The sequence below is a fragment of the Xylanibacter caecicola genome, from assembly GCF_013166515.1.
Classification (GTDB): domain Bacteria; phylum Bacteroidota; class Bacteroidia; order Bacteroidales; family Bacteroidaceae; genus Prevotella; species Prevotella caecicola.
Genome location: NZ_JABKKJ010000032.1, coordinates 1 through 21258 on the forward strand (window position 1 = coordinate 1; position 21258 = coordinate 21258).

At 43.6% G+C, this 21258-nt stretch carries 17 protein-coding genes, 1 tRNA gene and 2 pseudogenes; 11 read left to right on the forward strand and 9 right to left on the reverse strand.

The features are described 5' to 3' along the window. Window positions 1–428: 428 nt before the first annotated feature. The 4 genes from HPS54_RS11750 to HPS54_RS11765 all read left to right on the forward strand — a co-directional run bounded on the left by HPS54_RS11750 (window position 429) and on the right by HPS54_RS11765 (window position 4175). Window positions 429–2249, forward strand: coding sequence for a tetratricopeptide repeat-containing sensor histidine kinase (locus HPS54_RS11750; RefSeq protein ID WP_172345637.1), 1821 nt, complete (start codon window positions 429–431; stop codon window positions 2247–2249). Between the two features lie 146 nt (window positions 2250–2395). After that, a complete protein-coding gene (locus HPS54_RS11755) occupies window positions 2396–3037 on the forward strand; it encodes a response regulator transcription factor (protein WP_172345638.1) in 642 nt (213 codons plus the stop codon). Window positions 3038–3057: 20 nt separating this feature from the next. After that, the gene (locus tag HPS54_RS11760; protein ID WP_172345639.1) at window positions 3058–3987 is read left to right on the forward strand and encodes a hypothetical protein; all 930 of its coding nucleotides are present in this window, start codon (window positions 3058–3060) and stop codon (window positions 3985–3987) included. 114 nt (window positions 3988–4101) lie between these two features. Next, window positions 4102–4175 (forward strand) — tRNA-Arg (locus HPS54_RS11765). Between the two features lie 103 nt (window positions 4176–4278). On the opposite strand, the gene HPS54_RS11770 is transcribed toward HPS54_RS11765, so the two are convergent. Together HPS54_RS11770 and HPS54_RS11775 are read right to left on the reverse strand one after the other, a co-directional pair. Further along, window positions 4279–4899, reverse strand: a complete 621-nt coding sequence (locus tag HPS54_RS11770) for a CatA-like O-acetyltransferase, family 2 (RefSeq protein WP_172345640.1) — start codon at window positions 4897–4899, stop codon at window positions 4279–4281. Window positions 4900–5095: 196 nt separating this feature from the next. Further along, the gene (locus HPS54_RS11775; protein WP_172345641.1) at window positions 5096–7981 is read right to left on the reverse strand and encodes a glycoside hydrolase family 2 TIM barrel-domain containing protein; all 2886 of its coding nucleotides are present in this window, start codon (window positions 7979–7981) and stop codon (window positions 5096–5098) included. Window positions 7982–8453: 472 nt separating this feature from the next. Here HPS54_RS11775 and HPS54_RS11780 point away from each other — a divergent pair, with 472 nt between their 5' ends. Both HPS54_RS11780 and HPS54_RS11785 read left to right on the forward strand, forming a co-directional pair. Continuing rightward, window positions 8454–9020: a LemA family protein gene (locus tag HPS54_RS11780; RefSeq protein WP_172345642.1), complete on the forward strand. Its 567-nt coding sequence runs from the start codon at window positions 8454–8456 to the stop codon at window positions 9018–9020. A 12-nt stretch (window positions 9021–9032) separates the two neighbouring features. Continuing rightward, on the forward strand, window positions 9033–10037 hold the full coding sequence (locus HPS54_RS11785) for a M48 family metallopeptidase (RefSeq protein WP_172345643.1): 1005 nt from the start codon (window positions 9033–9035) through the stop codon (window positions 10035–10037). Window positions 10038–10337: 300 nt separating this feature from the next. Here the strand turns inward: HPS54_RS11785 and HPS54_RS11790 are convergent, their stop codons facing one another. The 4 genes from HPS54_RS11790 to HPS54_RS11805 all read right to left on the reverse strand — a co-directional run bounded on the left by HPS54_RS11790 (window position 10338) and on the right by HPS54_RS11805 (window position 14887). Next, window positions 10338–11372 carry an L-rhamnose/proton symporter RhaT gene (locus HPS54_RS11790; RefSeq protein WP_172345644.1) on the reverse strand — a complete coding sequence of 345 codons (1035 nt, stop codon included), beginning with the start codon at window positions 11370–11372 and terminating at the stop codon, window positions 10338–10340. 177 nt (window positions 11373–11549) lie between these two features. After that, window positions 11550–12803 carry an L-rhamnose isomerase gene (locus HPS54_RS11795; protein WP_172345645.1) on the reverse strand — a complete coding sequence of 418 codons (1254 nt, stop codon included), beginning with the start codon at window positions 12801–12803 and terminating at the stop codon, window positions 11550–11552. A 95-nt stretch (window positions 12804–12898) separates the two neighbouring features. Then, window positions 12899–14386, reverse strand: a complete 1488-nt coding sequence (rhaB, locus tag HPS54_RS11800; RefSeq protein WP_172345646.1) for a rhamnulokinase — start codon at window positions 14384–14386, stop codon at window positions 12899–12901. A 147-nt stretch (window positions 14387–14533) separates the two neighbouring features. Further along, complete coding sequence (locus tag HPS54_RS11805) at window positions 14534–14887, reverse strand: MmcQ/YjbR family DNA-binding protein (RefSeq protein WP_172345647.1); 354 nt, start codon at window positions 14885–14887, stop codon at window positions 14534–14536. Window positions 14888–15010: 123 nt separating this feature from the next. Between HPS54_RS11805 and nhaD the strand changes: the two genes are divergently transcribed. The 3 genes from nhaD (at window position 15011) to HPS54_RS11820 (ending at window position 18010) form a co-directional block, all read left to right on the forward strand. Next, window positions 15011–16360: a sodium:proton antiporter NhaD gene (nhaD, locus tag HPS54_RS11810; protein ID WP_172345648.1), complete on the forward strand. Its 1350-nt coding sequence runs from the start codon at window positions 15011–15013 to the stop codon at window positions 16358–16360. Window positions 16361–16922: 562 nt separating this feature from the next. Continuing rightward, window positions 16923–17399: a hypothetical protein gene (locus HPS54_RS11815; protein WP_172345649.1), complete on the forward strand. Its 477-nt coding sequence runs from the start codon at window positions 16923–16925 to the stop codon at window positions 17397–17399. Continuing rightward, entirely contained in the window at window positions 17312–18010 is a 699-nt protein-coding gene (locus HPS54_RS11820; protein ID WP_172345650.1) for a hypothetical protein, read from the forward strand. The genes HPS54_RS11815 and HPS54_RS11820 overlap by 88 nt, the downstream gene beginning before the upstream one ends. Before the next feature lie 153 nt (window positions 18011–18163). Here HPS54_RS11820 and HPS54_RS11825 read toward each other — a convergent pair whose 3' ends face one another. After that, a complete protein-coding gene (locus HPS54_RS11825; RefSeq protein WP_172345651.1) occupies window positions 18164–18721 on the reverse strand; it encodes an NAD(P)H-dependent oxidoreductase in 558 nt (185 codons plus the stop codon). Between the two features lie 1411 nt (window positions 18722–20132). On the opposite strand from HPS54_RS11825, the gene HPS54_RS11830 reads away from it, so the two are divergent. Next, window positions 20133–20684: a hypothetical protein gene (locus HPS54_RS11830; protein ID WP_172345652.1), complete on the forward strand. Its 552-nt coding sequence runs from the start codon at window positions 20133–20135 to the stop codon at window positions 20682–20684. A gap of 40 nt (window positions 20685–20724) precedes the next feature. Further along, a pseudogene (locus HPS54_RS13205) lies at window positions 20725–20832 on the forward strand (DUF805 domain-containing protein); the annotation flags it as partial. 12 nt (window positions 20833–20844) lie between these two features. Here HPS54_RS13205 and HPS54_RS12955 read toward each other — a convergent pair. Both HPS54_RS12955 and HPS54_RS13170 read right to left on the reverse strand, forming a co-directional pair. Further along, window positions 20845–21108 carry a hypothetical protein gene (locus HPS54_RS12955; protein WP_253952007.1) on the reverse strand — a complete coding sequence of 88 codons (264 nt, stop codon included), beginning with the start codon at window positions 21106–21108 and terminating at the stop codon, window positions 20845–20847. 31 nt (window positions 21109–21139) lie between these two features. Then, window positions 21140–21258: pseudogene (locus HPS54_RS13170) on the reverse strand (IS30 family transposase); the annotation flags it as partial.

Sequence of the window (21258 nt, forward strand, 5' to 3'; positions counted from 1 at the left end):
CATAAAGGTTGTACATACGATGGTTTGAACTTAATGTTTTAATCACCACTAAGTTACTAAAAATCAGCGACATGTACAACTTTTTACTCATATTTATCAACTTAAATTAATTCCGCCAACGGGTTTTTATTTATATTCTGCGTTATAAAGGACGGAATTATAACCGAAACTATCTATTTTTTCTTGGTTTTCTGCAGACAGTCGTAAACTTTGCCTTAGATACACATACGGATAAGTGCGTTCTCTGCGATAGGTACACCGTTCTTCTTCCGATTCTATAATGTAAAATTTGTAACTAAAAAGTTGGTTATCCATTAAGTAAATTACATGTAAAGTTTTAAAGCTGATATACATTAGCGGACGGAAGTTATGACTGTTTTTACAGTATTATAATGCTTATATACAAACCAAAACATTATCTTTGCAGAATGAGAAACTTTATTTTAATGATGATGCTTCTTGCGGCAGTGGCATGCACGGATAACAATAACCGCACGGACAACAACGATGACATGGAGGCATATAGATGTCTCGAAGAGGCTAATGTGTTGAACGAGAAGGAGGAGCATGACTCAGCGAGGACTGTGCTTGCACGGGGATTGGGCTACGAAAATGCCGCAGACAGCACCAAGGGGATGCTGAACGCCGAGATGTCTGCTGCCTGTTCGCTGAGTGGAGACATGGATGAGGCTTTGAAATATGGGCGAAAAGCCATGGCTTTGTGTAGAGACAATGTGGAGCTGTATGTGATATTGTGTGGTAACACCGGTATTGCGTACAGGAGGTTGGGTATGAACGACTCTGCCGCTACATGCTATAAGGAAGGAGTTGAGGTGGCACAAAGAAGCGGATATGATGAAGGACTGGCATATTTGTATAATAATCTGGCGGTGCTATACTATGAAATGGAACGTTACGACGAGGGTGTGGAATACTCGTTAAAGGCGAAAACATGCGCAAAAAAGGCAGACGACGAGGTGGAATATTTGTCGGCTATGGCAAACGAAGGAATAGGATATGCCAAGAAAGACGATAACCGGCGTGCTGCAGAACTTTTGAAAGCTGTGTTCGGAAAGGCTGAGAGTATGGAGAGTACACCGTTGAAACTGAAGGTTATAAACTATCTGCTGAGCGCATGTCGCAAATTGGGAGACGATACGTCAGTTGATTTTTATCTTGCCAAGGGAGAGCAGATAGCCCGGGAGGTACCGGCAACAAGTATAGCAGTAGCGGGAATAATGGAGTCGAAGATGAATACGCTGCTGGAGCGCGGCAACTATCGTGCGGCTCTTTCCACTGCAGAAGAGCTTGAAGCAATAAAACAGTTTCAATCCATGCCGCCATACAAACTGCTCATGGTAAAGGCACGGTGCCATGCGGGACTGGGCAGTCACGAAGAGGCATACAGACTGGAATGTGAGGCCGTGGCAATGCAGGACAGCGTGCGCAACGGCGAAGTGGAAAAGCAGTTGTCTGAATATTCGGTACGTTTCAAGACACAGGAGAAAGAACTGGAGATAAGCCGTCTGCAACAGGAAAAGAGCACGGAACGGGCGCGGATGTTGGCTATTGTCGCCGCGCTGACAGTGGTTACAGCTGTGCTGATAATCGTACTGTTATGGGCAAGATTACGCAGAAAAGCACGACAACAGCAAATGGAAATAGACATGGCGCGCAAATATATAGACGGCATGGAGACGGAACGGGCGCGGCTTGCACGCGAACTGCACGACGGGGCTTGTAACGATCTTTTGGCTTTGGGCATGGACATGAGGAGCGGAAATACAGGTATGGATGAGTTGGTAAAACGCGTGCAGACAATGCGCACATCACTTCGACGCATATCACACGAGCTTATGCCGCCATCGTTCGTTTATGCTTCAATAGACGAGATTGCCGCCGACTATCTTACGCATCTGGTGAAACCCGACAACATGAATATAGACTACAGCCTGAAAGGTGAGAGCTGGGGGAACATTCCGGATAAAGTGTCTTATCAGCTGTACCGTATAATGCAGGAGGCTGTGAGCAATATAATACGCCATTCGTCGTGCACTCATGCAGAGGTGGCAATGACATGTGACGGAACGCATATATCACTGTCCGTAACCGATAATGGGAACGGGGGCAATGTGAACGAAATTAATGGGAAAGGAATAAGTTCAATGCGTGACAGGGCAAACAGCATAGGGGCGCAATTTGAGTGGACATCGGGCTGTGCCGGAACATGCATTAAGGTCTGTTTTTAGATGTCCTGGAGTATTGAAGCACCTACCGATAGCCGTAGTTTTGTAGTCATATCCTGTTTTATTGAATACATTTTTTTGATAATGAGGAATGAAATGTTTAATTTTGAACAAGAAAATTATATGGTGGAAAACCTTATTACAAAAAAGTGTATCATAAAACAAAACAGATAGGCGAGGTGGACATATTGGTGATAGAAGATCATCAGATAGTGTTGCTTGGTCTCAGTACATTACTGTCTACATGCGACGGCATAAGACGTATAGACAAGGCAACGACTGCCGTTGAGGCGATATCACTTGCCCGGGAGCATGTCTTCGACATAATAATCATAGATGTTGAACTGCCGGACATGTCTGGTTTTGAACTTTTAGACAGGTTGCGCGAAATAATTCCTGACGTTTCGGTGATATTTCATTCCATGCACGAAGAGTTCTGGATAATAAAGCGCATGATGAACAGTGGTGCTGATGCCATAGTGTTGAAGAGTGACGATATTGGCGAACTGAAGAAAGCCATAGAGCGTGTAGTGTCCGGAGACAGCTATTATAGCAACAGATATGAAGAGTATTGTAGGGAATATGAGAAACAACAGATTTTGACAGAAAGGGAACTTGATGTACTGAGAGCTATTGCCGAAGGAAAGAAAACGGCGGAGATAGCCGCACAGCTGTTTGTTTCCAACAATACTGTGGAGTTCCACCGCAAACGATTGTTGCGCAAGTTGGGAGCTTCGAACATGGCGGAACTTATAAAGAAAGCCATGGAACGTGGATTTATGCGACTATAAACATTTAATAATAAATAATCATGAAAAAACAAATAACTCTTGTCATTATGGCCTTGATAATATCATGTAGTGCCGAAGCCCAGTTCATAAAGAAGTTGGAAAAGGCTCTCCAAAAGGCCAACAGTGCTCTGAACAGCGTCTCAGGGCAAACGGAAAACAGACAGGGCACAAATAAAATAGGATATATAAAATATCAGGAAGAGCCTTCTTTTGTAAACAGCTGGGGAACAATGGAATTTATCAAGGCTGTTGGCAACTCGGAAAACGGTGCGATACAGGTGATAATACGTATAAAGACAAAAAGCGGAAAGCACTACAGCGTGAAGGCGGACAAGGTGAACGGTCCTAACGGCGAACAGCTTGTGGAAAACAGGAACTGGACACGCGGAGAATGGACGCTGAAAGATGCAGCCAACGGAATATACGTAAGTCCGGTATGGGTTGTGCCGACAACATACCAAAGTCTCAGCCATATATGTGTGGTGACATTTCTACAGGATATATGGGCTGATATCTACAACATCCCGATAGAATGGCAGAAGCCTGCGACAAGCGCCGCAAGCATGCCGTCAATATCCCTAAAAAGTTTCGGAAACATCAGGATTGGCATGAAACTTCGGAATGTACCCAAGACCATGAGCGGTGTATATACAAGGGTGCAGGAGAGCGGATGCGGATGTGACGGCACGCAATACGAGTGTTACAACGGAGATAACATGGTTGTAAACGTGACAGACGGTGACGGTGATGACATCGTGGACGAGATAACGGTATCGAAAGAGGGTGTAAAGATAGAAGGCACATCTATATATATAGGAATGCCTCTGAGCAGTCTCAGAGCCGTAAAGGGAATAAAAAGGCTTAACAACGGCAGCGAATATTATAAATATGGCAACTATGAGATATATCTGTCGGAAAACAACACGGTATACATGGTGGTTATAAAATAGGTTGTAAACATTTGTGGCTTTTGGCATTTCATTGAACCGGAGGCATTCTGGACCTTACCATAAAAATGACAAAAAGTTTTGAACTACGGTCAATTTATATTACCTTTGCATCACGGTTCCGTAGCTTAGCTGAATAGAGCGTCAGATTCCGGTTCTGAAGGTCGTGGGTTTGAATCCCACCGGAATCACACCGTAGACAGACGGAAATCCTTACAGAAAGATGGATTTCCGCCTGTCGATATTTTATAAGAATGAACAATAATTAATTTCTTACATCTACTTAGTACATATTTATATGCTTAACCGATTTATTTCTTTTTGAACCCCGTCCAAAAAGCGGGAAGCGTGTGCCCCGTCCATTTGTGTATGGTGGAATTGGAAAGAAACGGTAAGTGTTGTTTTCAACAGTCGACGTTTGTATTTGCCCCAAATAAGAAACGGATTGTTGAAAATGCCGCTATACATGCCCACAGCACCGTCTATTTCGTATTGTGCCAGTGCGGAAGTGCCGATGACCATGCTTTCCGTTAGGTCGTGGTTTATGCAGCTTTCAGCCACTTGTTTGGTAAGTTGCAGATAGTGTCGATTGAACAGAGACAAATCCTCGCAGAAAGGAATATCACACGAACTTACCTCGCCCTCTCTGTTGGCGACAATGGTGTTTACTGCAATGCTGTCGTACTGCATCAGTTTGCCGCCCACGGGCAGCAGATAAAACTCTTTGATGCTGCTTGCGGCTTTGCCGATGCACCAACACATCAGCATGTTGAACTTCATTCCCGATTTCCGACTGACTTTCACAAGGCGATATACGTTGAGTGTCTTGAAGAATGTCACCATCGGCATAGGTGCGTTCATCCACATTTCAAAGGCGTAGCCCCTGCCGGTTTCCTGGGGATTTACTTCTTTCATACTTTCATTTAGTTAATTCTGTTTTCTCTTTGATAACAGTGTCTATTCTTGATTTTGATAGAATGTCAAGATCTGTTTGTATTTGCATTCTGTCAAATCAAGAATAGACACTGTTGCTGTATTTCGGGGTTTTACAAGAAAATCCCGGCAGGCGGATGATTATTTATCTTGATACCTCTTCTTTATCCGTGTATTGTCAGTTCTCAAAGCTCAGTTTCACTTCGCCTGTATATTCGCCGTTTGCCCATACCGCCTGTGCCGACGGACCGTTAAGGTCGGTGGTGTTCACCTTATTGCGCACGCCGGGGATTACTTGCATTATGCTGATGCCTGTTTCCGGCAGTGTGTAGAGCAGCTGATCGCGACCGTCACGCGGCTGGTATACGCCTATGTATTCGCGGTCGGTGCCGGGTTGTAGGGTTACGGTTCCGAGCTTAGACTCGAGTTTCATCCATTGTACGCCGGCGAAATAGCCTTTGAACTCAGGATAGAGGAAACTCTCGCCGGGTACCGGGTCGTTGTACTCGTTGCTCCAGATACCGAGTTGCGGGCCATGCAGGCGGTTCTTCCAAACCCGGTATGGACCGCAACCGAGCCACTGCTTGCGCAACATGTATTCCTCGGGGAAGTCGAATTTGACACCCATAAGGTCTACAACGCCGTTGAACACATATTTATAAACAAGGCGCACCGTGCCGTTGGGGGCGATGTGCCACTCGGCTTTTTGCAGTGAACCGAGGTCGTATGTTGCCGTAACGATAAGAGTATCGTTCTCTCCCTCTGTGGCTGTTATGCCGGCAAAGGTGCCGAAGTCGGGATATTCGGTATATGTTGTCTTCTTCTTTTCAGCCTGTGGATCATCGTGGTTGTAGAACTGGTCCCATGAGCGGTCGGCACGGCGGTATGCAAAGAACTTAGGTCCGTTGCCGAATTTTATCTCTTTGCCGTCCACGGTCACACTCTTAAGTGTTCCGTCTTCGGTAGAGAACGTGTAGGTTGTGTTGTCTGCCGTAACCACTCCGTTGCTGTACGACGGGCGTGGCTTGCGCATACGGTTCTCTCTCTTTACTGTCATGTCCGTTCGGGTGTCCTTTAGCTTGAACGCCCATGTGTAAAGTTCTTCGTCATATTGGTCGGTTGCCTTTACAACAAGTCCTTCTGCATCAGCCGGAACCTCGGCTATGGCAATCTCTCCCGTCTGTCCGGGGGCGATGTCGGTACCGTTTATTGTTTTAGATTTTATGACTTTTGTATCCGTGCCTTCATATTTCACATACGAGCAGTCGAATTTCACGCCTTTAAGACTTAGGAAATCATATCGGTTTTCTACAATGAGGCGGCTGCCGTCCACAGACGTTTCATTGCAGGTCTGCAGATATCCGCCCTTGCTGTCAAGCAAGCTTTCGTTAACACCTTTCAGCGTAACCTGTACGGGACACCATATCTGCTTGACCGTATAGTAGCTTCCTTCTTTCTCGTGATGCGGACCTACAATACCGTCGGCACCGTAGTTGCCCACGTTGTCTATCATGCCGTTCATGTCAGTACGCACAACTCCTTCATCGGCATACGCCCAGATGAAGCCTCCTGCACAGCGTGGCCATGAGCGCATCAGCTTCCAATAGTCGTAAAGTCCGGCACCTGCTCCTCCGTCATATAGGGCATGTAGGAACTCCGTCGGCATGAATATTTCCGGCTTGCGCATATATTCCTCACTCTCGCCGTATGAGCGGTAGTGCATTGTTTCGAAACCTCCGAAGTTTCCCTGCGGATGTAGTACCGGACGTTTCTGTATGTCCCACTTGTGGAAGTCGCCGTTAAGTTCGTCGTTCCAGCCCTTCTCGTTACCGTTGCTCCACCAGATGATTGAAGGATGGTTCACATCGCGTATCACCATTTCGCGTATCAGTTTCTGACCGTTTATGGTCTCGTGGTGTCCGTGCCATCCGCTCAGCTCGCTCATTGCATATAGTCCCAGACTGTCGCAGGCATCGTAGAACTCAGGATCGGCAGGGTAATGTGACGAGCGCACGGCGTTCATGTTCATGCTCTTTATCAGTTTCACGTCTTCGATGTTCAGCTTTTTGCTGAGAGTGCGCCCGCTTTCGGGCCAGAAGCTGTGACGGTTCACGCCACGTATGTTCACTTTTTTGCCGTTGATGTACAGACCGTCATGCTCGCGTACCTCTATTGTGCGGAAGCCGAACTTGTCTTTCTCTATGTGAAGTGTCTTGCCGTTGTTGTCAAGCAGTGCGAACGACACCTGATAGCGGTTGGGTGTCTCGGCGCTCCACAGCTTAGGATTGTTCACCTTAAACGATACATCGGCGTGGTCGCTGCCGTTTCTTATGTCTGTTGTGTTTTCGGCAACTTTCTTTCCCGCCATGTCGGATATGGTTGTGCGTATCTTTGCACCGTCAAGCGTATGGTTTGTCAGCACGTATGCGCTGAACGTGCCGTCCGCCTTGGCGTCTATGGCTGTCCGCTCTATGTTTATTGCCGGCTTGCATACTATGAACACGGGGCGGAATATGCCGCCGAAGTTCCAGTAGTCGGCACGTCTTTCCGACAGGTTCACGCCTGCATTGGTGCTCTCCTTGCTAACCGTAACCTCAAGAAGATTCTTCTTGTCGCCGAAGAACACACGGTCGGTCACGTCGTATGTGATGCGGTAGAATGCTCCTTGGTGCATCGAGCCAGCCTTGCGCTTGTTTATTTTTACCTCGGTGTCGGTCATCGAAGCCTCGAATACAAGGTCTATATGGTGGTTTGCCCACTCCTTGGGCAGTGTGAACTCGTATTTGTACATGCCCTTCTCGTCTGCAATGCCGTCAGGAAAGGCTTTTCCATAGAATTTCATTCCATACTGATACGTGCCGAAACCCTGAAGTTCCCAGCACGACGGAACTCCTATTTTTGTCCATTTTCCGGAGTTGTTGCCACCTGTACAGTAGAAATCCCATTGCACCATGTCGTCATAGCCGTGTCCGCTAAGATACTTGCGATGTGTCTGCACATCGTTCTGTGCATTCATTACCAGCGCTACAATAGCCAATAATGTAGTGAGTAATTGTTTTTTCATGTTTATCGATAAAATGTGTTTTTATATATAAGAACGTATGTGCATGTACTTTTGTTATAGGCGGTTTGCTATATTTTTGGATTTTTTTACATAAACCCTGTGCCTTGCCATTGCCTTTTCCCCGACCGATGTTGCGCATGGTGTGTCTTTAGTTATAGATTGTAACATTCCGAACCTGTTTGCTTACAGTTTTCCGTCGCATGGTTCTCCGGTCATAACCCTATGCTTTTTGATGCAAAACCGATAGCTTTACGTTGTGAAAAGCTATGCTTTAGCATGTCCGGATGTGGCGGTTACGATTTGTAACCTGCACAGGTGTCCGGCATGGCAGCATGCGATAGATATATACGTTTGGTCTTGAACATCTACTTATGAATAAAAGTATGAAATAAATCTTAAAATGTTCTTTGCCTTGTATACTTTAGCATTATTTTTGTAGTCTTGATTATAGAAACCAATTAATTATCAGATTATGTCAACGACAGTTATTATTATTTTAGTGGTAGTGGTGCTTCTCTTATTATGGGGAGTGAGTATTTACAACAATCTTGTGCGTCTTAGAAACAATCGTGAAAATGCTTTTGCAAATATCGACGTTCAACTTAAGCAGCGTCATGACCTCATTCCGCAACTCGTGGCAACGGTGAAAGGCTATGCCACACATGAGAAAGAGGTGCTTATGAGAGTTACCGAGGCACGTTCGGCAGCTATGGGTGCGACATCGATAAACGACAAGATACAGGCAGAAAATGCGCTTAGCAGCGCTCTTTCGGGACTTAAGATTTCTCTGGAGGCTTATCCCGACTTGAAGGCAAACCAGAACTTCCTGCAGTTGCAGGGCGAAATATCGGACATAGAAAACAAGCTTGCAGCGACACGCCGCTTCTTCAATTCGACAACGCGCGAGCTTAACAATGCCGTGCAGACATTCCCGTCGAACATCTTCGCCGGCATGTTCGGTTTCGGCAAAGAGCCTATGTTCGAGATACCGCAGGAAGAGCGTGCCGTCATGGACAAGGCACCTGAGATTAAATTCTAAATCCTTGCGCTGATGAAATATGTAGGAATGTACACCCAGGTGAGGCGCAACAATATGCTCAGCGTGTTGCTGCTTCTGCTGTTTCCGTGCATCATGCTCGGTATGATATGGGTGTTTCTTGCGCTGGTGAATTATTTCGGCAACGGATATTACAACGAGTATGGCGAAGTTGTGCATCAACTTGATGCCGAGACAGTCAACTATTATTTTGTCTCATCCGTTCCATACGTGCTCGTAGGGGTGGGAGTGTGGTTCGTCATAGCTTATTTTGCCAACAGTTCCATGGTGCGCAATGCCACAGGGGCACGCCCGTTGGAACGGCGTGAAAACCCGCGTGTATATAATATAGTGGAAAATCTTTGTATGACATGCAACATGGATATGCCGAAGATAAACGTGGTTGACGACCCACAGCTTAATGCCTTTGCCAGCGGAATAGACAAGAACAGCTATACCGTTACGGTGACAACAGGTCTGCTCCATCTGCTGAACGATGACGAGCTTGAAGGTGTCATTGCTCATGAGCTTACTCATATACGCAACCGCGATACCCGTCTGCTCATCACAAGTATTATCTTTGTCGGCATAGTTTCCACCATTATGAGTCTCGTGGTGCGCATGATGTACAACATGATGTGGTTCGGCGGAGGCGGTCGCAGTCGTGATAACGAGAAAAACAACGGACTTGGAATTGTCGTTGTTCTGCTTATAGGTGCCGTATGCTGTGCCATAGCCTATTTCTTCACTCTGCTTACACGCTTTGCCATATCGCGCAAGCGCGAGTACATGGCAGATGCCGGAGGAGCAGAGCTGTGCGGCAACCCTCGTGCCCTTGCATCCGCCTTGCGCAAAATATCAGGCAATCCGGGGCTTTCGCATGTCAACCGCGACGATATAGCACAGCTGTTTATCATTCATCCGCAGGGTTTCTCTCAAGGCATGATGAGTTTCTTCAGTTCTCTCTTCAGCACTCATCCAGATACGGAGAAGCGTATAGAGATACTGGAGCAGTTCTGAATTAGTTTTATTCGTAATTCATTCACTTGTATTAAAATGCGGAAAGCATGTGAATGAATTACGATTTTTCATGTGTTTTGTTCCGCTTTTTTATATTCCATGCCATGGAATATTATTTTTTCACATGTAAATGCAATGAAGTTTACGCGAGTTCGGGATAAAGGACAATGGCTTTAGCCGGTTCCTGCATGGGAGAAAATATATTCGGATATTCTTATCCCGAACTCGCATAAGTTTATGTCAGATTACTGAAAAAAACTTATCTTATACAAAATACAAAAATCTTATTATTCCACTTTGTCAGATAAGTTGTGGCAAGAATGAAGATATTATCAGTACCACAATACCAATGACAAGCACGGCAATGGTCTTGGGCGAGCAGCCTTTCCACTCTTTAAGTATTATGCCCCACACATTTGAGAACACTACGTTTAGTGCCATAAGTATGCAGAACGAGAGTGTCATTAGAGTAGGCGACTCTGTAAGGAAACCTTTGCCTATGGAAAGTCCGAAGAACTGACTGTACCACAACGCGCCCGCCAAAGCACAGAATAGCAAGTTGTTGCCCCACACCTTGCCGTTTTTGTAGTCACTCCACGTTCCATTCTTACTGTTTTGGTAGAAGCAATATACGGCATTAGTGATAAATCCGCCAAACGTGACGAGGAATGTTGCCGGCAAAGTCTTGTACATGTCAGGCGTAAGGTCGCCGAAGTTGATGTCCTTTCCAAACTCAAGTCCTACATTGAAACATCCGCTCATGAAACCGGCAAGTAGCGCAATGGCAAGTCCTTTCGGGAAATTAAAGTCCTTTACTGCGGCTTTCTTCTCCTCTTCCGACAACGAAGCGGCTTTCATCGAACCGGCAACGCCTATTATGGCAATACCGAGAAGTGTGACGATAACACCGAGAATAACGGCGAACGTGAGAGAACTGAGGGCATCCAATTCAGGAAAGAACATGTTCAGAAGCACCGGTCCCATTATTGTTCCCAGTCCGGCACATGTGCCGAGAGCTATAGACTGTCCGAGAGCCACGCCCAGATAACGCATCGACAGACCGAATGTAAGACCGCCTACGCCCCATAAAGCTCCGAAAAGTACTGTCATACCGATATTAAAGGAATTGCCGGATGCAAGCAGTCCGCACAGGCTGTGTCCTTCGGGAACGGCAAGCAATGCACCGAGCAGCGGTAACAACAGCCATGCAAAAACACCCTGAACAATCCAATAACTCTCCCAGCTCCAGTCCCTTATTTTGTTTATGGGAACATAACAGCTCGACTGGCAGAAAGCTCCTACGGCAATAATCAAGAGTCCTATTATTATTTCCATGATTAAAAATGATTATAAAATGAAGAATGGTAAAAATGAAGAATGATGAATGAAGAATTTGCTGCCGCGATAATTTAATTGTTTTAGATTCTATAGGGCTTATAAGTCTTATATGGCTTATTGGTTAAATAATGGCGGCAGCAAATTCTTTATTCATCATTCTTCATTTCCGAAAAATTAACGTTTTGATGTTACTTCTGCCTCATATTTCTCAACGGCAGCAAGATATTCTTCTCCTACCGGTACGTTGTTACGAACGCAGAATTCATCGTAAACAGCATTCCAAGGCATGTTCTTGCACTCCTCAAGCAATGCAAGACGCTGGAACTTCTTGTCTTCCAGTTCATATTTGCGCAGCGTTGCCAGCGGCTCGAGCAGAGCACGGAGCATACATTTCTGTGCCGCGCGGCTACCTATTACGTATGCACCGATACGATTCAGTGTACCGTCGAAGTAGTCAAGACCATAATGAACACGATCGAGAGCACCGGCACGTACAATCTCGCTGAACAAGTCCATTGTCGGATCATCCATTATTGTAACGTGGTCTGAATCCCAACGAACCGGACGAGAAACGTGCAACATCAGTTCCGGAACGAAAAGCAACATTGCAGATACCTTGTCGGCAACGCTCTCCGTCGGGTGGAAGTGACCTGTATCGAGAGTTATCATCATATTGTTCTTGGCAGCGTATGCTGTGTAGAAATCGTTTGAGCCTACTGTATAGCTTTCAAGACCGATACCGAACACCTTGGACTCTACACAGTCCTTCATGTTATCATACTTCTGTGCGAATATCTGGTCGAGCGAATCTTTAAGCAATTCACGGTACATCAGACGGTTAACGGTCAAGTCCTTACTTCCGTCGTGTACCCATGTGTTCATAATACACGGATCGCCCTGTGCCTTACCTATAGCCTCTGAAATGGCACGACAGCGCTTTGAGTGCTCAATCCAGAAGTCGCGTATGCCTTTATCGGGATTGGCAAGACTAAGGTCACCGCTCTTTGCATGTGAGAATGACGTAGAGTTGAAGTCAAGCAGAGTGTTGTTTTCCTTACCCCAGTCTATCCAGCTTTGGAAATGTTCAACCTCACACTGGTCGCGGTCAACGTACTTACCGCCGAAATCACCGTAGATCTCATGCAGGTTCAGACGGTGTGTACCGGGAATAAGAGACTTTGCATAAAGAATATCCGTACGCAGTTCATCTATGTTGCGAGCTTTACCTGGGTAATTGCCGTTAACTTGAATACCTCCGGTTAACGAACCGCCCTGATTCTCAAATCCGGCAACATCGTCTGCCTGCCAGCAGTGCATGCTCAGATGGAAATTCTGCATCTGCTCCAATACTTTCTCCGTATCTACTCCAATGGCAGCATAACGCTCTTTTGCCACCTCGTATGCCTTTGTTACCAATTCTGTTTTCATTTTTCTTTGATTTTTAGTTTGATATTATTGTTATTGTTTTTTATAGGAATTATAGAGACTATAGAACCTATAGAGTCTATAGGGGGGATCATTTGTTAGCAAGCCCCCTTGTTGTCTATCACTGTCAGATATCGTCCGTATGCCTCTTCCCACAGTTCTTTGTCCTGCGGAACAAAGTGTTTCAGTGACAGGCTGTTTGCTATTATGCGGCGCATATCCCAAATATCCTTCACATCACCTGCAGCCTTTGCCTGTATCATTATATTGCCCAAAGCCGTACCTTCCTGCGGACCGGCAAGAACCTCCACACCGGTAGAGTTGGATGTAAACTGGTTGAGATAATTATTAAGGCTTCCTCCGCCGATGATGTGCAGAACATCGATAGGGAACGACGACATCTCTTTAAGATAGCCGAACACCTGACGATAACGCAAGGCGAGACTTTCAAAGATACAACGGCTGATCTCTGCATATCCTTCGGGCACATGCTGTCCCGTTTCACGGCAATACTGCCGTATGGCATCCACCATCGACGACGGATTGGCAAACATGCTGTCGTCCGGATTTATTATACTTTGGAATGCCGGTTGCTTCATTGCCTCCGCAATAAGCTCCGTATGCGATTTTGGCGCATCCGTCCACTCCTTACGACAACGTTCGTACAGCCACATGCCGCATATATTCTTAAGGAAACGTGTGGTGCCTTCTATACCGCCCTCATTTGTAAAGTTGCGTTCATAACTCACATCGTTTATTATCGCATTCTTTGTCTCAATACCCATAAGGCTCCACGTGCCACTGCTGAGATAGGCAAAATTCTCGTCCTTGGCAGGAACAGCGGCAACGGCACTGCCCGTATCATGACCGGCAACAGCTATCACCGGTATCGCCCCAAGTCCTGTCATCTTCTGGACTTCCTCTGTAAGAGTTCCTATGCAGTGTCCGGGCTTAACCATTGTACCGAACTTGTCACGGGTAAGTCCCACGCTTGCAAGAAGTTTTTCATCAAGTTGTTTCGTACGCGGATCAAGCATCTGGCTTGTAGAAGCAATGGTGTACTCGCATACGGCATTGCCCGTGAGCATCCAGCCAAGCGCATCGGGCATGAAAAGAATTTTCTCGGCATTCTTAAATGCAGAGTTTCCGTCACGTTTCATGGCATACAACTGGAAAAGAGAGTTGAAGTTCATGAACTGTATTCCCGTGATACGGTAAACTTCTTCCTTGCTCACCTCATTCCCGAAATACTCTTCCATTTTCCCGAAAGTATGAGGATCGCGGTATGCAAGCGGATTGCGCAGTATGGCGCCGTCGTCTCCTATGCACACAAAATCTACTCCCCATGTATCTATACCGATGCTCGCAACAGGAATGTTGCGCTGTGCCACAAGTTTTAGACCTTTTATTATCTCATTATAAAGCGCATATATATCCCAATAGAAATGTCCTCCCGTCTCTATCAGGTTATTGTCAAAACGAGTAAGTTCTTCAAGATTCACCTTCCCTCCGGCAAGTGTACCTACAATAGTACGTCCGCTTGTAGCCCCGAGGTCTACGGCAAAGAAACATTTATTGCTTTCCATAAGAATGTGTTTTGTATTAAATTATGATTGCAAATATACCTGTTTTTTACAACAAACAGGCATAATTATTGATAATTAAACCAAAAGTTTTGATTGTGCTTTCCCTGCTCGGGCGCTGGTATTGCCACACCTTTGTTAACAGAAAAGTCACATGGAATCATATTCTGCCTTCATTTTCCGTGTAAACTTTTTCACGACTTCGTCCAACGAGTGATCGATAAGCCTGAAAATAAGTTCGTCTTCCACGTCGGCATTGAAGTGTATCTGATTCCAATATTTCTTGTTGAAATGCCATGCAGGCTCAACTGCCGTATATTCGTCACGCAGTTCAGCGGCATAACCGGCATCGCACTTCACCACAATCATATCCGGTTTTTCGAGCATCAATACGGCAAACATCTTGCCCATAACCTTAAAGACCAGTGTATCTTCATCGAACGGAAAACTTTCCTCACAGCCTTTCTTTGAAAGACAATAATCTCTTGCAACTTCTATATTCATCGTCTGTTTTTCATATTATTTATACTAAAATGCAAATATACCAAAAAATTAATTATTCATAATCGCCTCATTAATAAATAATGTATATCTTTGCACGCGGAAAACTAATCTTAAATTAAAAACATGTCTACTTTAACTATTGCAATTATCGTCGTATTCATACTCGGCTATGCATGCATAGCCCTTGAAAGTGCGACAAGAGTGAACAAGGCCGCCGTGGCTTTGCTTATGTTTGTTTTTTGCTGGACTCTCTTTATGCTTGATCCGGGAAGCTATATCACAGGAAACTTTTCGCACGAGGAACTGCTCCAGCAAGTAACAGCCGTAATGGAGAAGCATTTGGGAAGCACTTCTACCACACTGTTCTTCCTGATGGGTGCAATGACTATCGTGGAACTTGTCGACCAGAACGGCGGGTTCAACTTCGTAAGAGACACGATGAAGACCAGCAGCAAGAAGACTTTGCTATGGCGCATCGCGTTCATGACATTCATTCTTTCAGCCATTCTCGACAATCTTACCACGTCAATCGTCATGATAATGATACTGCGCAAGTTGGTCAAGGATAAAAAAGACAGAATAATATATGCTTCGTTAGTGATTATCGCAGCCAACTCGGGAGGCGCATTCTCGCCAATCGGCGACGTAACAACGATCATGCTGTGGAACAAGGGGCTGATAACGGCGGCAGGTGTTATCATGGAAATATTCATACCCTCGCTGGTTTCTATGGTCATCCCTGCATATATCCTTTCACATTCCCTCAAAGGAGAGCTTGCAAACGTGGCTGAAAAGACAAACATAACCGAGGCTGAGGCACTTACGGCAAGACAGCGCAAGACGATATTCTTCCTTGGAGTGGGAGGTCTTATCTTCGTTCCTATCTTCAAGTCCATAACACATCTTCCGCCTTTCGTGGGCATACTGCTCGTGTTAGGCATACTGTGGACCGTCACGGAAGTGTTCTATTATCATCTTGAAGAGGGCAACGACAAGAACGGCATGCAGAAACGTGTCACCAAAATGCTGTCGCGCATAGACATGGGCACCATCCTTTTCTTCCTCGGCATACTCATGGCTGTGGCATGTCTTGAGACTATCGGTGTTCTCGAAGCTCTCGGCGAGGGACTGAACGTTGTGTTTGACGGAAACCATTACCTTGTTACCGGCATCATCGGAGTATTGTCGAGCATTGTTGACAACGTGCCCCTCGTAGCAGGTTGCATGGGAATGTATCCCGTTGCCGAGGCGGGCGACATGGCAGTAGACGGCATCTTCTGGCAGCTTCTTGCCTACTGTGCCGGCGTTGGCGGTTCAATGCTAATCATTGGAAGTGCCGCAGGCGTAGTGGTTATGGGACTGGAAAAAATTTCATTCGGCTGGTACATGAAGAAAATCACATGGATAGCATTTGCCGGATATCTTGCCGGTATTCTTGTATACTGGTTTGAAAAAAGTGTTATAGGTCTGTAACCCGTAAATAAAAGAATATCACGGCGGCAGGTTGGAACTGTTTTTCAGTTCTCGACCTGCCGCCGTTTCTTTATATTTTCACCTTAATCTTTTCTGAAACGGATACTGTTTTATCCGGTAATAGGTGCCTTGTTACTTCATAACGGATACTTCTTTACCTTGCAAGGAGATATTAATTATTCGATAAGAAAGTATCCGTTATGAAGTAAGTAGGTATTTGTTATTAAGCATTAAAATCTCCGTTATGCCTCATCACCGGCAATATGCTTACAAATCGTAACCACCTCTATGACCGACACATTTAACAAAGTATTCCCTACCGATATTTCAGGCCTAAAAAACGGCAGACAATGAAAGTATGGTTGCATTCCGTAGATTTAGGACATGTATTTCTTTCAATTTTTCACAACATGTTTTCACCCTCGTAATAAACATTGTTGCTACATGAACATTTACAAGTTTGAAGAGATAAATTTTTATAAGTTACTGCAAATTCGTATCTTTGTGCCGATATGGAATAAATCCATGAAACACTTAGAACAAACATTATAAAATTTATCACATGAAAAATTATCTGCTATCTATTACCATTTGTATATCAGCAACACTGTTTATTAACTCAACGATATCTGCACAGACAAAGATAAACCTTGCCGGCATTTATGAACTGAATATCAAAAAAGACGGTGGCACGCATCAGATGTATCTTGAACTTGATTTTGTCAACAATCGTCCGGACTTCACACAGACATTTACCGGCAAGACTGCTGACTTAAAACTTCTGCCGGAAGACTTCATGAATGCAAAGAAACTGAAGCAGAGATTTAAGGGAACGACTGCACCGGGATTTGGACGATACCGCGAAAAGTATCTTTTAAGCATCACGGAAGAGTTCAGAATAACCAATCCTCATATAAAAAAGGTATTGTCATCGCAGACTGGGAAAACGAAATGGGAAAGACCGGAAAGGTCATTATCATACCAAACGAAGACGGGTCTGTTATCACTTACGGTCTTACGGAACTCGACCGCTCATTGAGTCCGGACGGCATGCGGCTTGAACTTGTAAAGGACCTTACAAACTGTAACGCAGAAAAGAGACCTGCAGACTTTGCAAAGAATGGCACCGCCACAGCTGGTTTTATCGAAAATATAAGAACTTCGTGCGGTTCGGACTTTCAAGGAACGGTACAGCGTCTCATAAGTATGCCGGACGACACAGACAATGAATTGCCGAACAGGTCATCTTCCGCAAATAAACAAACGCCGCAGAAAGACGACAACGAAATAAAAATAGAACTATGGGGTGAAAATCAACCTGTAGTTTTCAAGTTTCACACCATAAACACCGGTGGCGACTACGGAAAATTTGAAACAAATGCAACTTTGGACTTCTGGCAGGAAGACAACGGTGAGATATCAATGAGGCAATTTGCTACCACCGTTTATTTCAACAGTGGCAAACTTAACGAATATGAATTTATTTATACCGGACGACGTAAAGGCAACAAAATCATCTTCACTCGCAGACAAGACTCTCTAAACGGAGGCAATTTCACCGCCCTGGAGAGTTGGATGCCCTCCGTTTTGACAATAAAAAGCCCAACAAGCGTGGTATTTGACAGATGTACCTACATACGGAAGAAATAGTCTTTTCTTGATATAACCTGTTGCGAAACATTAAATTGAAAAGTCATAACATCATTTTATAGGCATGCACCATTATTTATTCATAATAGGTGATGGTGCATGTTTGGTTATGTTTTTATGGTTAATATTCCACGTACACATTCGTATCATTCTTTATAAAGTCCTGAGCAGTTCCAATAAGCGTTCGGCATGCTTGACAGACTTTTCTTTTTGCGACTCGGCAAGTTCCGGTGATGTTCGGGCTGCATAGCTCACTCCGCCTGTATAAACATGTCCGGCATATTCAATTCCGCACAGTTTACACGTAGCCTTGAAGCATGACATAAACTCATCAGGTGTGTAGCCTATCCATCCGTCGTGCGTATACATGTCTTCCGGTGCACCGGACGTGAACGACAGGATAAGTTTCTTTCCTTTAAGTTTATCACCGTTGTCTCCATGTGAAAAGCCGAAAAGGAAAGTCGCTTCCATCCAACGTTCAAGAAGCGAAGGCGCACTGTACCAGAATATCGGGAACTGCAGTACTATGATGTCTGCACTGATGAGCCTTCGTTGTTCTGCCTTCACGTCTATATTGAAGTCAGGATACAAAGAGTCTAATTCTGCTATTTCCGCATCCGGAAGCTTATTGGCAAGTACTTCAAGTATTGCCTTGTTTGCCACGGAGGTTCTGAGGTCTGTATGCCCGCTGATAATTAAAACCTTCTTCATAATTACAATATTTTTAATTTGTTGTCGTACAATTGTTTTCCGATACGTATCTGAAATACAAAGATACAGTTTATGCTATTGTCGTTGCCATAAAAAAAAGATAAAAGATGCACTTATGGATACGAGAATTTGTTATATAAAGTCAACCTGTGCATACTAAAGTAAAGCCCATACCTATTTAACGCTTTCTATGTTTAACTCCAAATATTGGTCTAAATATTTGGAGTTAAACATAGAAAGCGTTATAATAATGTATTCCTTACCGATATTTCAGGCATAAAAATGCGGCGGGCAATGACGGCATGATTACATTCGGAAGATTTAAGGTGCGGGATTCTTTCAATTCGTAACACCATGTTTTCGCACTTACAACAAACATAGTTGCAACATGATTATTATAATAAATATTTTATCCGTCTTACATTTTTTCGCACGAATACATAAAAAGCACGCGTATTCTACGAATTATACAAATCACCTCTGCCCAGCCTTTGAAAAAGAAAAAAGCACTGTTTTGGCATATTCTACACTGTAATCCGTGACACTTGTGACGCTTATGACACTTTTCTATATAAAGAGCTGTGGAATAAATAATATATGTCCTTTAAAGGAAAGGTATTTTTAATATATAGGAATGTTATAAGAAATGGCGTCATTTGTGTCACAAGTGTCACAAATGCTATTTCATGTTTATAATATCCATTCTCCCACTATCTCAAAAATGCGCCACTTAAGGCTGCAAAGTGCGCCACTTAACATTGTAAACATACGCACTTTGCAACCTTAAGTCACGCACTTTGCAAGCCAAAGTGGCAATGATATGGACCATAATACACGAGCAACATATCAGTATACAAGAAATTGTTCTATTAATTACATTAAACATATTCTATATTAATACGACTTATTAAGCATAAATTAAGATCCTCAAATACAAATCATCTTATATAATTTCTTCGTTTTAATACAAATTCTGTATTTTTGCAATTGGATTGACAGAATATCCGTTTCGAACTAAATTCGTTACAGATAATTCAAATTAATTATAATAGCAACATTTAAATATTTTAGAAGAAACAGATAAAAAAGGATGAAACAAAAAAGGGATAGCGATAATTCGTAATGTATCGTATTCCATTCGAGATTATTAAAATAACCAATAACCTAAAAAAGAACGTTTCCATTCATTATAAACTAAGAATAAACACATATAATATGAGCTTTTAGCTCTTGTTCTCTAATCTAGAATACCGCCAATATTCACTACGTAAGAACAAGCAATCTGAAAGTTCACGCTGATAAGGCGTGAATCATTCGGTGCTTGTTACGTAGCAGGTCACTTGGCGGTAACCTCAGATTAGGCAAGCATAAGAATGGTTGGCGCCTTTTTATATAAAAAAAATAAAATACGATGAAAAGAAATATCATTCTCACTTTATTTATAAGCCTTGTTAGTTTATGTGCCACTGCACAGGAACACATCAAATTCATGGGTATCCCTATGGGAGGAACAATAACAGCATTCCAAAACAAGCTACAGGCAAAAGGGTTAAAGGTATCTGTAGAAAGTGCAAGAATGCCAGCAGGACAAAGGGGATATAAAGGAACTTTTTCCGGAGAACAAGCCGAAATACTGATATGGTTCAACCCACGTACAAAAATTGTATATAGAGGAAAGGCTATGATAAACAGATATGGAAAAGAATTTATTCTTGGAGTATTATCCGAGATGGAATCAAAATTGGACTTAAAGTATCCTGATGCAGAAAAATATACAGATACATTCAAAGATGATTACTCACATGAACTGAGATCTGTTGCATATAAACTTCCTACCGGAAGAATTGACTTGTTTATAACAGGAGAAAGCTATATTGATTCCGGCAAGTTCTATCTGCATATAGATTATCATGATGCAATAAATGATTTCAAGAATACATTAGACGAAATGGAAGATCTTTAAATCATCAAATAAAAGAACAACTTATAAAAAGCATATAAAAATGAATACAATTCCAACATTAAATTTCCAAGAAGCCATAACACAAGCTGCTAATAACATTCTAAAATTTAAAGGACGTTCACGCCGCTCGGAATATTGGTGGACTATGGGATTAGTTATTTTAATAAATATTTTTCTTACACCTTACCTTGGTTTTCTTCTTTTTTTTAGCGACAATACCACTAACAATCCGACGATTACACGATACAGGAAGAAGTGCTTGGTGGGTAGGAATTGGTATAATTCTAAAAGTATCATTTGTTATTTCGCTTATCTTTGATATCATTACCACCGGAATTAATTTTCCCGGTTTCATCGGAAATATATTCGAAACAACTACTATTTTCTTTGCAAAATACACAGTATGGTCACTTATAATTTTCATATACCAGATTGTCTTATTAGTTTTGGTAGTTTCAACTGGCAAGTGCAAAATTAATGATTTGTTTGAAGAATTCTTCTTTCGGGGTTGAGAAATTTAGTTTCTTTCTCGGTCTGAGGTTCAATTTCTTTCCCACTTTCTTGATATAGTTGT

Bases quoted from the DNA above. Each gene is read 5' to 3' on its own strand.
- HPS54_RS11795 (WP_172345645.1), bottom strand. From the start codon at position 12,803: ATGAAAACAGAATTGGTAACAAAGGCATACGAGGTGGCAAAAGAGCGT.
- HPS54_RS11805 (WP_172345647.1), bottom strand. From the start codon at position 14,887: ATGAATATAGAAGTTGCAAGAGATTATTGTCTTTCAAAGAAAGGCTGT.
- HPS54_RS11770 (WP_172345640.1), bottom strand. From the start codon at position 4,899: ATGAAAGAAGTAAATCCCCAGGAAACCGGCAGGGGCTACGCCTTTGAA.
- HPS54_RS11790 (WP_172345644.1), bottom strand. From the start codon at position 11,372: ATGGAAATAATAATAGGACTCTTGATTATTGCCGTAGGAGCTTTCTGC.
- HPS54_RS11750 (WP_172345637.1), top strand. From the start codon at position 429: ATGAGAAACTTTATTTTAATGATGATGCTTCTTGCGGCAGTGGCATGC.
- HPS54_RS11820 (WP_172345650.1), top strand. From the start codon at position 17,312: ATGGGAAAGACCGGAAAGGTCATTATCATACCAAACGAAGACGGGTCT.
- HPS54_RS11780 (WP_172345642.1), top strand. From the start codon at position 8,454: ATGTCAACGACAGTTATTATTATTTTAGTGGTAGTGGTGCTTCTCTTA.
- HPS54_RS11825 (WP_172345651.1), bottom strand. From the start codon at position 18,721: ATGAAGAAGGTTTTAATTATCAGCGGGCATACAGACCTCAGAACCTCC.
- nhaD (WP_172345648.1), top strand. From the start codon at position 15,011: ATGTCTACTTTAACTATTGCAATTATCGTCGTATTCATACTCGGCTAT.
- HPS54_RS12955 (WP_253952007.1), bottom strand. From the start codon at position 21,108: ATGAAAATTATAAGTGACCATACTGTGTATTTTGCAAAGAAAATAGTA.
- rhaB (WP_172345646.1), bottom strand. From the start codon at position 14,386: ATGGAAAGCAATAAATGTTTCTTTGCCGTAGACCTCGGGGCTACAAGC.
- HPS54_RS11815 (WP_172345649.1), top strand. From the start codon at position 16,923: ATGAAAAATTATCTGCTATCTATTACCATTTGTATATCAGCAACACTG.
- HPS54_RS11785 (WP_172345643.1), top strand. From the start codon at position 9,033: ATGAAATATGTAGGAATGTACACCCAGGTGAGGCGCAACAATATGCTC.
- HPS54_RS11830 (WP_172345652.1), top strand. From the start codon at position 20,133: ATGAAAAGAAATATCATTCTCACTTTATTTATAAGCCTTGTTAGTTTA.
- HPS54_RS11760 (WP_172345639.1), top strand. From the start codon at position 3,058: ATGAAAAAACAAATAACTCTTGTCATTATGGCCTTGATAATATCATGT.
- HPS54_RS11775 (WP_172345641.1), bottom strand. From the start codon at position 7,981: ATGAAAAAACAATTACTCACTACATTATTGGCTATTGTAGCGCTGGTA.